Genomic DNA, 14232 nt, shown 5'->3' with positions numbered 1-14232 from the left:
CTTACATAGAAGTTAAACAGGAGTAAACTCAATGTAACAGTAAATGGCGTCACCGCGTGCGGTCGCCCTCAGGACACGAATAAGCATTATGAAATTTAAATCTGCAATAAAACCCTATCATGCGGCAGCCGGTGGTTGGGGCTCGCTTGAAGCCACCACTCGCTTTGTTATCGACAGCAAACATGCCTTAAAAAATTTGCGTAATTTAATGCGCATGAACAAAGCCAAAGGCTTTGATTGCCCGGGATGCGCATGGGGTGATGACAATAAAAGTACCTTTAGCTTCTGCGAAAACGGCGCAAAAGCCGTGACATGGGAAGCGACTCGTCGTTTTATCGACCATGAGTTTTTCGCCCAACATAGCGTCAGCAAACTGTATCAACAAAGCGATTATTTCCTTGAATATCAAGGCAGACTAACTGAACCGCTACGCTACAACCCGCAGACCGACCATTACGAAGCCATCAGTTGGGACGACGCGCTGGCGATGATCGCTCAGCATATCAAAGCGCTGGATAATCCTGACCAGATGGAGCTGTATACCTCGGGGCGCGCCAGCAATGAAGCCTCTTATCTGTATCAACTTTTTGGCCGCATGGTCGGAACCAACAATTTCCCGGATTGCTCCAATATGTGCCACGAGGCCAGCGGCAGCGGCCTGAAGCGCAGTATCGGCGTCGGCAAAGGCACCATTCATCTTAATGATTTTGATAAAGCCAATGCGATTTTCGTGTTTGGCCAAAACCCTGGCACCAACCACCCACGCATGCTGCACAGTTTGCGCCACGCTGCAGAGAACGGCGCGCAAATCGTCACCTTTAATACCCTGCGCGAACGCGGACTTGAGCGTTTTGCCGATCCGCAAAAACCGTTAGAAGTGGTAACGCCGCTGGCAGGTAATATCAGCACGTATTATTACCAGCCAAATTTGGGCGGTGATATGGCGGCGATTCGCGGTATGGCGAAAGCGTTGCTGGAAGTGCATCGTGGGCAACTGGCACAAGGCGAAGCGGGAATTTTTGATCAGGAATTTATTGCTGAACACACTCACGGTGTGGATGGCTGTTTTGCCGAAATCGACAACACCAGTTGGGCGCACATTACCCAGCAGTCCGGTTTGAGCGAACAACAAATTCGCGATGCCGCCGCCGTCTGGCAGCAGGCTGAGCGTGTGATTTGCACCTGGGCGATGGGGATTACGCAGCACAAACATTCACTGAATACCGTTCGTGAAATCGTTAACCTGCAATTGTTGGGTGGTCACTTAGGTAAACCTGGTGCCGGACTTTGCCCGGTGCGCGGCCACAGTAATGTGCAAGGTAACCGCACGATGGGCATCGATGAAAAACCCTCGGCGGCGTTACTCGACAGCCTGGCGGCGCATTTTGATTTTGAACCGCCACGCGTTCGCGGCCACAATACCGTAGAAGCGCTTGCCGCTATGCTGCGCGATGAAGTTAAAGTGCTGATTGCGCTGGGCGGGAATCTCGCGGCTGCGGCACCAGACAGCCCGCGCACTGAAGAAGCGTTACAGCGCTGCGGCCTGACGGTGCATATCAGTACCAAACTCAACCGTAGCCATTTGGTGCCAGGTAAAGCGGCATTAATCCTGCCAACGCTTGGGCGCACCGAAGAGGATATGCAGGCCAGCGGACGGCAGTTTATCACCGTCGAAGACTCGTTCAGCATGGTGCATGCCTCCGAAGGGATCGGTAAACCGATTGCCAACACTCAGCGTTCAGAAACGGCGATTGTCGCCGGAATTGCCGCAGCCGTGCTGGGATGTGAAAAACTGGACTGGCTGGCCATGTCAGACGATTACAATCTGATTCGCGACCACATCGCCGCCACCCTTCCCGGTTTTAAAGACTTCAACCAACAGTGCGAAAACCCTGGTGGTTTCTATCTTGGCAATGCGGCGGCACAGTTGCGTTTCAATACGCCATCGCGCAAAGCGGAATTTAGTGCTGCCGCGCTGCCGGAGTCCCTGTTCGGCGAATTAACCGCACCGTTTGTGCTACAGACTTTGCGCTCGCATGACCAGTACAACACCACCATTTATGGGCTGGACGACCGCTACCGTGGCGTTTACGGCCAACGCGAAGTTTTATTTATTAATCCTGAAGATCTTGCCGAACTGGAATTGCATGACGGCGATTTAGTGGATATTGAGACTATCTGGAACGATGGAATTACGCGCAAAGTCAGCGGCTTCAAAATCGTGCCGTACAATATTCCGCGTGGCAATCTGGCGGCTTATTACCCGGAAACGAACCCATTGGTTCCACTGACCAGCGTCGGTGACGGCACTGGGACGCCAACTTCAAAATCTGTACCGGTAAAAATCAGCCGTACCGTTTCCGTTGAAAGCCAGCGTATCGCCTAAGTCTCCCTTCCTGTAAGCACTTGTCGGGTAGCACCCTGTTACCCGACACCTCAACGCACTTCATTACCTATTCGCAATAAATGCGCGATTTCTCATTAACAACTTTGCAATATCATAACGTGAGATTATGATATCCGCACAATTAACCATTTGGTTCGTTATGTGGTTTTTATCATAAAGAAGTGAATGGAACACACTTCGACAGGAGAACGTTATGGCAAGTTACACTCCCCCGCGCGGCCTGGCATTAGGGCTGCTGTGGGTTCTCGGCGGGCTGATGGCTTTGATTGGCCTCGCTATTGGTATCGGCGGTGCTTATCTCGTCGCACTCGGCGGGACTTTTTATTTCCTGCTGATGGGCATCGTGATGCTTATCTCCGCTGTTTTGATTTTGAAAAAGAAAACTGCTGGTCTGCTGCTTTATGGTCTGGCATTCATCTGCTCTATCTTTTGGGCAATTAGCGATGCGGGAATGGATTTTTGGCCGTTATTCTCGCGCCTGTTTACCTTCGCGGTGCTGGCATTCCTCGCCGCCATCGCGTGGCCGATTTTACGTGCTGCACACAGTCGTGCTCCGGTAAAAAAAGCACCTGCTTATGGCATCGCCGCCCTACTAGCCGTGTGTATGCTGGTGAGTGCTGGCTGGATGTTTGTGCCACAGGTACAAGTTGCCGCCAATGAAGACGTGCCGGTCAAACCGGTTACTGCGGCGGATGCGCAAAAAGACTGGAAGCATTGGGGTAATACCACTCACGGCGACCGTTTTGCTGCCCTTGATCAAATTAACAAAGGCAACGTCAACGACCTGAAAGTGGCGTGGATTGCCCACACTGGCGACATCCCACAAAGTAACGGTTCCGGCGCGGAAGATCAGAACACGCCATTGCAGGTTGGCGACACGCTGTTTGTCTGCACCCCGTACAGCAAAGTGCTGGCGCTGGATGTCGATTCCGGTAAAGAAAAATGGCGCTTTGATAGCAAAGCAACCGCGCCAAACTGGCAACGCTGCCGTGGATTAGGCTATTTCGAGGAAACCACTCAACAAGCCTCAACCCCTGTTGCAGAACCTGCGCAACCTGCGGCCTGCCCTCGTCGCCTGTTCTTGCCAACCACCGATGCACGCCTGATTGCGATTAATGCCGACAACGGCAAACTGTGCGAAGACTTTGGTGACCACGGCACCGTTGACCTGAAAACCGGCATGGGTGAAGTCAAAGCGGGCTATTACCAGCAAACCTCTACACCGTTGGTAGCAGGGAATGTGGTGATCGTCGGTGGCCGAGTGGCAGATAACTTCTCCACTGGCGAACCTCCTGGTGTGGTGCGCGCTTATGACGTGCACAGCGGTAAACTGGCATGGGCATGGGACCCGGGGAATCCGGCGATTACCGGTGTCCCGCCTGAAGGCCAGACCTATACACGCGGTACGCCAAACGTCTGGTCTGCCATGTCTTTTGATGAAAAACTCGGCCTGGTTTACCTGCCAACCGGTAACGCAACACCGGATTTCTTCGGCGGCACACGTACTGCGCAAGACGACAAATACAGCTCCTCTATTGTGGCGGTCGACGTCGCAACGGGCCAGGTGCGCTGGCATTATCAGACCACTCACCACGACCTGTGGGATTTCGACCTGCCATCGCAACCGCTGCTGTATGACTTGCCAGACGGCAAAGGTAGTACCACGCCGGTGATTGTGCAGACCTCCAAACAGGGCATGATTTTCATGCTTAACCGCGCCACAGGTGAACCGGTGGCGAAAGTGGAAGAACGTCCCGTTCCACAAGGTAATGTTGAAGGTGAACGCTACTCAAAAACCCAGCCGTACTCTGTCGGGATGCCAATGATTGGCAACCAAACCCTGAACGAGTCGGACATGTGGGGCGCTACGCCAATCGACCTGTTGATTTGCCGTATCGAATTTAAAGAGATGCGCCACGAAGGTGTTTACACCCCGCCGGGTCTGGATCGTTCGCTGCAATTCCCAGGTTCACTGGGTGGCATGAACTGGGGAAGCGTTTCTGTTGACCCGAACAACAGCCTGATGTTCGTCAACGATATGCGTCTGGGACTGGCAAACTATATGGTGCCGCGTGCCAATGTGGCGAAAAACGCCAGCGGTATCGAGATGGGTATTGTACCAATGGACGGCACGCCGTTCGGCGCAATGCGCGAGCGTTTCCTCTCGCCGCTGGGTATTCCATGCCAGAAACCGCCATTTGGGACGATGTCAGCCATCGATCTGAAATCCGGGAAAGTGGTCTGGCAGGTTCCGGTGGGTACCGTGCAGGACACCGGCCCGCTGGGCATTCGTATGCACCTGCCGATCCCCATCGGCATGCCAACGCTGGGCGCATCGCTTTCAACTCAGTCTGGCCTGCTGTTCTTCGCGGGGACGCAAGATTTCTATCTGCGCGCCTTTGATACCGCAAACGGCAAGGAAATCTGGAAATCACGTCTGCCAGTGGGCAGCCAGTCTGGCCCGATGACCTATGTGTCACCGAAGACCGGCAAGCAATATATTGTGATTAACGCAGGCGGAGCACGTCAGTCTCCAGACCGTGGTGATTACATTATTGCTTACGCGTTGCCAGACGCGAAATAAGCCAAAAAAACGGGTGCATTTGGCACCCGTTTTGCTTTTCATCATTTGTTGCCTGCATTGACGTAAATGGTGGATGACGCTAACGCTTATCCCCCCTACAACAACTGTTCGCTTTTCGCAGGTCGGATAAGCTTGCGTCATCCGACAACCAATTACTTCACATCCACCTGGTAGAAAATGTGTTTACCAAACGGATCAACTTCATAGCCCGTCACTTCTTTGCGAACCGGCTCGAAAATCGTCGAGTGCGCAATCATCACCGCAGGCATTTGGTCATGCATCATCTGCTGCGCTTCTTTATACAACTCGACGCGTTTTTCGTGGTCGCCTGAAGCCCGAGCTTCAAGAATCAGCTTATCAAACGGCTGATAACACCATTTCGCCGAGTTAGAACCGCCATCTGCCGAACGGCAGGTAAACAACGGGCCGAAGAAGTTATCCGGGTCGCCGGTTGCCGTGGTCCAGCCCATCAGCGCCGCCTGATGCTCACCGTCTTTCACGCGTTTTAAATACTCGCCCCACTCGTAAGTCACCACTTTCGCCGTCACGCCAATTTTCGCCCAGTCGGCCTGAATCATTTCGGCCATACGTTTGGCATTTGGGTTGTACGGCCGCTGCACCGGCATCGCCCACAGATCGATGGTCATACCGTTGGTGAAACCTGCTTCTTTCAGTAAAGCTTTGGCTTTTTCCGGGTCATACTCGTAATCTTTGAGCGTATCATCAGCGCTCCAGATACCCGGCGGTAACAGATTTTTAGCCGCCGTTCCGGTGCCACGGAATACCGCGTCAATAATCGCCGGTTTATTGATGGCCATGGCTAACGCCTGGCGAACTTTCACATTATCCGTTGGCGCTTTTTGAGTGTTAAAGGACAGGAAACCGGTATTCAGCCCCGCTTTTTGCATCAGGTTAATATCGGCGTTTTCTTTCAGGCGCGGGAGATCTGCCGGATTAGGGAATGGCATCACCTGGCATTCGTTCTTCTCAAGTTTTGCCACACGCACCGAGGCATCCGGAGTTATCGAGAACACCAGTTTGTCGATATTGGCTTTGCCCTGCCAGTATTCAGGAAATGCGGTAAACAGAATGCGCGAATCCTTTTGATATTGTGCAAGACGGAATGGTCCTGTGCCGATTGGGTCCATATCCACGCGTTCTGGCGTGCCCGATTTTAACATGTTGTCGGCGTATTCAGCGGAAAGAATAGAGGCAAAATACCAGCCGAGATCGGCAATAAATGGCGCTTCAGGATGAGTCAGGGTAAAGCGCACGGTATTATCATCGACTTTATCAATAGCGGTGATTAATTTTCCGAATTCTAAACTTTCGAAATTAGAATAGTTTCCATTGGAAACATTATGGTAAGGATGTTTTGGGTCCTTCTGACGCATAAACGAAAAAATGACATCGTCAGCGTTAAAATCACGGCTTGGTTTAAAGTATTTGTTGCTCTGGAATTTCACCCCTTTGCGCAAATGGAAGGTATAGACCCTGCCGTCTTCGCTGACATCCCAGCTTTCAGCCAGGCTTGGCTGCAATTCAGTGGTACCTACTTTAAAATCCACCAGACGGTTATAAACCGGTACCGCGCTGGCATCAACGCTGGTCCCGGAAGTATATAACTGCGGGTTAAAGTTTTCCGGTGAGCCTTCGGAACAATACACTAATGTTTTTGCCGAAACAGTGGAACTGACTGTCAACGCGGCTATTATCAATGCAAGTTTTGTGGTTGTTGTTGAGAGTGTTGTGATGGAAGTTTTCATGCCTGCCCTTATAATTTTATATTTTCCTGACCCAGAAAGAATTAACGCTTGTGCAAAGCAGCTTAATAAATAACATTAAAAGTAGATTGCAAACAATTGAATATATCCAGCAGATTCCAAAAGAAGGATTAACAATGTCATCGCCGCTCGCAAACCAATTAACGCAACGCTTCTTCCGCTACCTCGCGATCACCAGCCAAAGCCAGGCCGGTGCAACCACTTTGCCAAGCACACCCGGCCAGCATGAAATGGCGCAGTTACTCGCCCGCGAACTGCGTGAGTTCGGTCTTGATGATGTAGTGATTGACGAACATGCCACCGTCACGGCAGTCAAAAAAGGCAACGTTGAAGGAGCGCCACGCGTGGGGTTTATCACCCACATTGATACCGTCGATGTCGGTCTGTCACCGGATATTCACCCGCAGGTGTTGCGTTTTAACGGTGAAGATCTGTGCCTTAACCCACAACAAGATGTCTGGCTGCGCACATCTGAACACCCGGAAATCCTCGCCTATCCAGGTGAAGAAATTATTTTTAGCGATGGCACCAGCGTGCTGGGCGCCGACAATAAAGCTGCCGTTACGGTGGTGATGACGCTGCTGGAAAACCTGACACCTGACATGTCGCATGGCGATATTGTTGTCGCCTTTGTACCCGATGAAGAAATTGGTTTATGCGGCGCAAAAGCGCTGGATCTTGCGCGCTTTGATGTCGATTTTGCCTGGACTATCGACTGCTGTGAATTAGGCGAAGTGGTGTATGAAAACTTTAACGCCGCCCATGCTGAGATTCGTTTTACTGGCGTAACCGCCCACCCGATGTCAGCCAAAGGCGTATTAGTGAACCCATTATTAATGGCGCACGATTTTATTAGCCATTTCGACCGTAATCAAACACCGGAGAATACCGAAGGACGCGAAGGTTATATCTGGTTTAACGGCTTGAACACCACCCAAAATGACGCGATATTGAAGGCGAATATTCGTGATTTTGATGGCCAATCGTTTGAAGCACGTAAACAACAGATTCGTGATGTCGCCGCGATAATTGCTGCACAGCACCCAACAGCTAAAGTCGACGTTTCCATTAGTGATACTTACAGTAATATCAGCAACGCGATTAAAGAAGATCGCCGGGCCATTGATCTTATTTTTGATGCTATGAAAGAGTTGAATATCGAGCCGAAAGTTATTCCGATGCGCGGCGGCACTGACGGCGCGGCACTTTCCGCCAAAGGGTTATTAACACCTAATTTCTTTACTGGTGCACATAACTTCCACTCTAAATTTGAGTTTTTACCACTACGGGCATTTGAAGCTTCGTATAACGTGGCATTAAAACTTTGCCTGCTGGCCGCAGAATAGATCTATTCCGGGTTCTGGTGTTAGCGTGAACCCGTCTTCCCTTCTGACGCTGCATGTGACCCGATTCAATTTTTTACTGGAGCCTTTAGGATATATTTTCAATGTCTGTCAATAATTAAATTGGTCGGAAATTGGAATGAATAATAAATATAAATTACACGAATTTCTTGATGTCAAACGGCTTCAGACGTTACAGGATAATTTTAGCAAGTCGATGATGATTGCCCTCGTGGTGGTTGATAACGATGGCATTCCGGTGACGACTCCGAGTGGGTTTTCCAATTTTTGTGCGCGTTCCCGCCTTAACTCAGCACTTGCCCAACATTGCCATGAAAGCGACAACGCCGGTGGCCGGGCAGCAATGGAAACCCTTAAACCTGTGGTGTATCGCTGTTACTGCGGGTTTGTCGAGTTTGCCGTGCCAATCATGATTAATGACCATTATCTGGGGGCCTTTATTTCTGGCCAGGTAAAAGTTGAAGAGGAAATGGAGCAAACCATTCCATATATTCTGGATAATAATGAGGTCTGGCAGAAAAACCCGTGGTTAATTAATTTACATGACAACACCCAAAGAATGCCTTATGAACGTTTTGAGTCCACCGCCTCCACACTGCTGCATGTTTCTTCTTATTTAGTCGAACAAGCGCATGCTAATAATATTCAACGTGAGTTGCATAAAAAAGATCTGGAACTTACTGATGAACTCAGAAAACGTGTTGAGATTGAACGTTCATTACATGAGGCTGAATTTAAAGCCTTGTCTTATCAAATTAACCCCCATTTTTTGTTTAATGTTTTAAATACTATCGGACGACTGGCTTACCTGGAAGATGCCACGCGTACCGAAACAATGGTTCATGACTTCTCTGACATGATGCGTTATTTATTACGCAAAAGTAACCATGGGTTAATTACCATGAATCATGAAATAAACTATGTTAAGAGTTATATGTCGATCCAAAAAGTCAGAATGAGCGACCGTTTTGATTACCAGTGTGACGTCCCCGATAAATATCTTGATATTGTCTGCCCGTTCTTAATACTACAACCGCTGGTTGAAAACTTTTTCAATTATGTAGTAGAGCCACGGGATACCAGCAGTTTCCTCCTGATACGTGCAGTCGACGATGGACGTGATGTTATTCTTGAAGTCACCGATAATGGCGATGGCATTTCACAAGAGAACATTGCCAATATTTTATCAGGCGATCAAAATCGCCTGAAAGGCAGTATCGGTATTAATAACATTCAAGACCGCCTGCGCTTGTTATTTGGTGAAAGTTATGGGCTGGAAATTATCAGTGCTCATCAACCCGCAATGGGCACCACTATCAAACTGCGTTTCCCTATGCTGCAAGCCTGATAACGACGGAGAGTTAACATGTACAACATTGTTATTGTGGAAGATGAGCCGATTGAAACTGAGTCATTACGGCGCATTATTTCACGTTGCGTGGATAATGCGGTGATCCATGAAGCCGCCACTGGGAAAAGAGCCATTCATCTCATTGATACGCTGGAACAGATCGATATGATGTTTGTCGATATTAATATCCCGTTGCCTAACGGCAATCAGGTTATTGAGTATTTAAAAAGCAAAAACAATGACACCAAAGTGATCGTCACGACAGCCAATGACGATTTTGATCTGGTCCGCAGCATGTTGAACCTGAAAGTTGACGACTACCTGCTTAAACCGGTGAAACAAAGCATTCTGACCGAAACCATTAAAAAGACGCTGGATGTTAATGAAGCCGATATTGCCGCGCTCAAAGAGCTAAAACAGACCATTATTTGCCTGATCGAAAGTTGCGATTACGCCCAATGGCACAGTTTTATCTTTAAAAAACTCGATGATGCCTGCACCCGCAAATCGCTGACGGCCGATCAACGTAAAACCGTGACGGATGTGCTGGAAATACTGCATCAATATATTACGACGCAGGGCGACAAAATGGTGCCTACCGGGAAAAAAATCGCCGCACTCATTCAGGATATAACCCAGCACGGTTTAACCAGCACGGCCTATTACCGGATAATGATCGGCCTACTGACCATCAGTGAAGAAGTGTTTGACCATGCTCTGAAGCATTTCAACGGCAATATGGACTTCATCGAGCGGGCAAAATTCCACATCGAAAAGAATGTGTTAAACAATCTCACGCTTGACGATATCGCCGCGAAGTCTTTCGTGAGCACCTGCTATTTAAGCCGTGCATTTAAGAAAAATATTGGCACCGGTTTTTCAAATTATATTGCCAGCCGAAAAATAAGCATTGCGAAATCTCTGTTGCAATTCAGTAACCTTAAGGTCAATACCATTGCCCTTGAATTATCTTACCAGGATGCGAATTATTTCTGCCGCATCTTTAAAAAAGAGACCAGTATGGCTCCATCTGACTACCGCAAAATTGTCTCTCCCGAACTGCATTAATCGCCCCCCACTCGCCTTGGCAATATTGCGCAAGGCGTTGTGGGTAAAGCAAAAAAGTCCACCATGCCAACAAGATAGTTTACCTCTGTAGCCAGCCTTGCCCTCTAAGATGGAGAAATCCTGTTTTTCAGAGTGGATCCCCTTTGGACGATTATCTATTTACCTCCGAATCCGTGGCCGAAGGGCACCCGGACAAAATGGCCGACCAGATTGCCGATGCCATTCTGGACGCGTATCTGCTCCAGGATCCGTGGTCAAAAGTCGCCTGCGAGTGCATGGTGAAAACCGGTATCGCCATCTTGGCCGGGGAAATCGCATCCTCTGCGGTGGTGGATGTTGAAACCATCGTGCGCAACACGATTAAAGCCATTGGTTATGACCATTCCGATCTCGGTTTTGACGGTAATACCTGCGGCGTGCTGAATATTCTCGGTAAACAATCTTCTGATATTGCCAGCGGTATTGCGGGCTCCACTCGCGAATTACTCGGCGCAGGCGATCAAGGGATCACCTTTGGTTTTGCCTGTAACGAAACCCCCGAAGCGATGCCCGCAACGCTGGTTTACGCTCATCGTTTAATGGCGCGACAAGCGATGTTGCGCAAGTCCAGACGACTGCCCTTCCTGCTACCGGACGCTAAAAGCCAGGTAACGCTGCGTTATCACAACGGCCAGATCCAGGCTGCGGATACAATTGTGGTTTCCACGCAGCACCACCCGGATATTTCACTGGAGCAACTGCGCGAAGCGGTTATTGAAGAGATTGTAAAACCGGTGATTCCTGCTCAGTGGCTTACCCCGCAAACCCGTTTTCTGATTAACCCCGCCGGGCGCTTTGTGATTGGTGGCCCGGTGGGTGATTGCGGCCTGACGGGGAGAAAAATTATTGTCGATACCTACGGCGGAGCCGCTTGCCACGGCGGTGGCGCTTTTTCAGGAAAAGATCCCTCAAAAGTTGACCGTTCAGCTGCCTATGCGGCGCGTTATGTGGCGAAGAATATTGTCGCGGCAGGTCTTGCGGCACGTTGTGAAGTCCAGCTGGCGTGGGCTATCGGTCTGCCTCGCCCCGTGTCGATTCGTATCAATACCTTTGGCAGCGGGAAACTTGCCGCCAGTACCCTTCAGGAGCGGGTCGCTCGTCATTTTGATCTCAGCGTTTACGGCATCATAAAATCGCTGGATTTGCTGGTGCCACGTTATCGTCAAACCGCCTGCTACGGCCATTTTGGTCGGGATATTTTCCCATGGGAAAAAACGGATAAAGCAGCGGCTCTGCGCGCTGATGCGCGCTAACCCCAAAGTTTTTCACAGGAGAAAGTTATGTCCGGACAAAGTTTAGGTTTGATTGAAACCATTGGGCTGGCGGCGGCAATCGAAGCCGCTGATGCCGCGATGAAATCCGCCAATGTCCAGTTGGTAGGTTATGAACTGACTAAAGGTGGCGGCATGGTCACCGTCAAATTTGAAGGCGATGTAGGCTCGATTAATGCGGCGGTTGCCGCAGGTGTAGCGGCGGCGAACAAAGTGAGCACGGTTTACGCTCATCGGGTTATCGCGCGCACCGCCGAGGGTATTGATAACTTTATTCACTCCGCCGATACCGTGGGGTTTGCGCCGGTAAAAACGCAACAAGCACCGCCGGTGGTCAGTCTTGAAATACCGATAGTGATGTTAGAAGACGAAAGCAAGAAAAAGCCGGGTTCAGGGAAACATAAAAAGCGCTAAGCCGTGAGTCGCCTGGTAATGGTGGATGGCGCGCTCGCGCTTATCCACCCTATGAAAACAAAGACTTATGAAACCGCGTAGGTCGGATAAGCGCAGCGCCATCCGACGCTGCATCTCGTAAACTACAATTGGCTATCCTCCACCTTGCACGTATTACACGGCAAATTCCTCGCGATACCGAAGCGATAGATTGCCGCCCCAAGACAGGCTCCAATAATGGGCGCGACTATCGGCACAATGAAATAAGGAATATCACGGCCACCGGTCATTGATACCTCTCCCCAACCGGCGAAGAACGTAAATAATTTAGGACCAAAATCACGAGCAGGGTTCATCGCAAACCCGGTCAATGGTGCGGTCGCCGCCCCGATAACCGCCACCAGAATACCAATTAACAATGGGCCTAATGGGCCGCGAGGCACACCGTTACCATCATCAGTCAGCGCCATAATCAAACCCATCAGCATAGAAGTGATGACGATTTCTACAAACGCAGCTTGCCAGACGCTAATAGCTGGCGACGGGAAGGTACTGAAAATACTGGCTAATTGCAGGCTATCTACGCTACCCCGAACCATGTTGTGCGCGGTCTCATAGTCCGTGAAAAGGTTGTGATACATCAGATAAGCCAGCATTGCACCGCCAAAAGCACCGGCAATTTGGGCAATGCTGTATGGGAGTACTTTGCGCGCCGGGAAGCAGGCGAATAACCATAATGCAATGGTAATCGCCGGGTTAAGATGCGCACCGGAGATCCCAGCAGTTAAATAGACCGCCAGCGAGATGGCCAACCCCCAGACAATACATATTTCCCACAAACCAAAACTCGCGCCAGCGACTTTTACTGCCGCCAGGCAACTGATACCAAAAAACATAAACAATCCGGTGCCGAGAAATTCCGCGGTGCATTGGGCTCTGAGTGAATCGTTCATAGGTTACCCTGTTTGTGATTGATTATTCATATATCGACTAACCGCCGATATGACATTGAAACCCTAATGACTCTATTTCATTCTTTAATAGCGTCATTTTTTCTTCACTTATTTTTTGAACATCACCCAGCGGATAAATACGGCCTAAAAGCTGATATTTATTTTCGCCGTAAGAGTGATAAGGCAATAAATGAATGGTGTCGACATTCGACATTAAGCGGGCGAACTCACCGATACTGCGGATTTCTTCAACATTGTCGTTAACACCCTGAATTACCGGAATACGCACAATGACCTTAGTGATAAACGACATTCTGATCAGGTTTTCAAGAATGCGGCGGTTATCCACACCGGTGTTACTGAGATGCACTGTGGGATTAATCGCCTTGATATCAGCCAGTGCGAGGTCAACATACGGGAATACTTCATCAATCACTTCAGGTTGAGTAAAACCAGTTGTTTCAATGGCGGTGTGCCAACCCTTTGCCTTGCACGCTTTCAGTAATTCACGAGCGAACTCCGGTTGTGCCAGCGGTTCGCCGCCAGATAGCGTAATACCGCCACCTGAACGCCGGTAGAGATTTTCCTCTTTTTGTAATTCACGCATTACGTCAGCCACCGTCATGCGTTTACCTTTCATTTCCAGAGCCTGAGTTGGGCAAACTTCGCAGCATTTCCCGCACTGAATACAAGCTGAACGGTCAATGAAATAAGGATTGGTGACTGATAACGCTCGCTGCGGGCAAATATCCACACATTTGCCACAACGAATACAGTCATTCTTTTTAAAGATTAATTCCGGTTGTGGCCGTTGTGATTCTGGATTACTACACCATTTACATGATAATGGGCATCCTTTTAAAAAAGGAATGGTGCGAATGCCGGGGCCATCATGCAAAGAATAGCGCTGAATATTAAATAACACGCCTTCCATTTGGTCATCGACTTTATTATTTAGCATATTGCTCACACCCTAAGCAGCAATTAATAAAAGGGTCATGTGACCCACAGGTTCGAT

General features: G+C 49.6%; 10 protein-coding genes. 7 read left to right on the top strand and 3 right to left on the bottom strand.

Translation table 11 applies throughout. The features are described 5' to 3' along the window. Positions 1 to 88: 88 nt before the first annotated feature. Both EC843_RS01150 and EC843_RS01145 read left to right on the top strand, forming a co-directional pair. Complete coding sequence (locus tag EC843_RS01150) at positions 89 to 2386, top strand: FdhF/YdeP family oxidoreductase (RefSeq protein WP_133521437.1); 2298 nt, start codon at positions 89 to 91, stop codon at positions 2384 to 2386. A 214-nt stretch (positions 2387 to 2600) separates the two neighbouring features. Beyond that, complete coding sequence (locus EC843_RS01145) at positions 2601 to 4991, top strand: glucose/quinate/shikimate family membrane-bound PQQ-dependent dehydrogenase (protein ID WP_133521436.1); 2391 nt, start codon at positions 2601 to 2603, stop codon at positions 4989 to 4991. A gap of 152 nt (positions 4992 to 5143) precedes the next feature. Here the strand turns inward: EC843_RS01145 and EC843_RS01140 are convergent, their stop codons facing one another. Beyond that, entirely contained in the window at positions 5144 to 6757 is a 1614-nt protein-coding gene (locus tag EC843_RS01140; protein ID WP_133521435.1) for an ABC transporter substrate-binding protein, read from the bottom strand. Positions 6758 to 6891: 134 nt separating this feature from the next. Here EC843_RS01140 and pepT point away from each other — a divergent pair, with 134 nt between their 5' ends. From pepT to EC843_RS24935, 5 genes are all read left to right on the top strand, one after another. Further along, positions 6892 to 8121: a peptidase T gene (pepT, locus tag EC843_RS01135; protein ID WP_133521434.1), complete on the top strand. Its 1230-nt coding sequence runs from the start codon at positions 6892 to 6894 to the stop codon at positions 8119 to 8121. Between the two features lie 136 nt (positions 8122 to 8257). After that, positions 8258 to 9487, top strand: a complete 1230-nt coding sequence (locus EC843_RS01130) for a PocR ligand-binding domain-containing protein (protein WP_133521433.1) — start codon at positions 8258 to 8260, stop codon at positions 9485 to 9487. A gap of 18 nt (positions 9488 to 9505) precedes the next feature. Continuing rightward, positions 9506 to 10558 carry a response regulator gene (locus EC843_RS01125; RefSeq protein WP_133521432.1) on the top strand — a complete coding sequence of 351 codons (1053 nt, stop codon included), beginning with the start codon at positions 9506 to 9508 and terminating at the stop codon, positions 10556 to 10558. A gap of 143 nt (positions 10559 to 10701) precedes the next feature. Beyond that, positions 10702 to 11850 carry a methionine adenosyltransferase gene (gene metK / locus EC843_RS01120; RefSeq protein WP_133521431.1) on the top strand — a complete coding sequence of 383 codons (1149 nt, stop codon included), beginning with the start codon at positions 10702 to 10704 and terminating at the stop codon, positions 11848 to 11850. Between the two features lie 27 nt (positions 11851 to 11877). Next, a complete protein-coding gene (locus EC843_RS24935; protein ID WP_133521430.1) occupies positions 11878 to 12282 on the top strand; it encodes a BMC domain-containing protein in 405 nt (134 codons plus the stop codon). A 122-nt stretch (positions 12283 to 12404) separates the two neighbouring features. Here the strand turns inward: EC843_RS24935 and EC843_RS01110 are convergent, their stop codons facing one another. Together EC843_RS01110 and EC843_RS01105 are read right to left on the bottom strand one after the other, a co-directional pair. Continuing rightward, on the bottom strand, positions 12405 to 13214 hold the full coding sequence (locus EC843_RS01110) for an MIP/aquaporin family protein (RefSeq protein WP_133521429.1): 810 nt from the start codon (positions 13212 to 13214) through the stop codon (positions 12405 to 12407). 37 nt (positions 13215 to 13251) lie between these two features. Continuing rightward, entirely contained in the window at positions 13252 to 14175 is a 924-nt protein-coding gene (locus EC843_RS01105; protein WP_133521428.1) for a glycyl-radical enzyme activating protein, read from the bottom strand. Positions 14176 to 14232: the final 57 nt, after the last annotated feature.

The organism is Buttiauxella sp. JUb87 (assembly GCF_004361975.1).
Classification (GTDB): domain Bacteria; phylum Pseudomonadota; class Gammaproteobacteria; order Enterobacterales; family Enterobacteriaceae; genus Buttiauxella; species Buttiauxella ferragutiae.
This window is presented reverse-complemented; position numbering and strand designations above follow the sequence as displayed.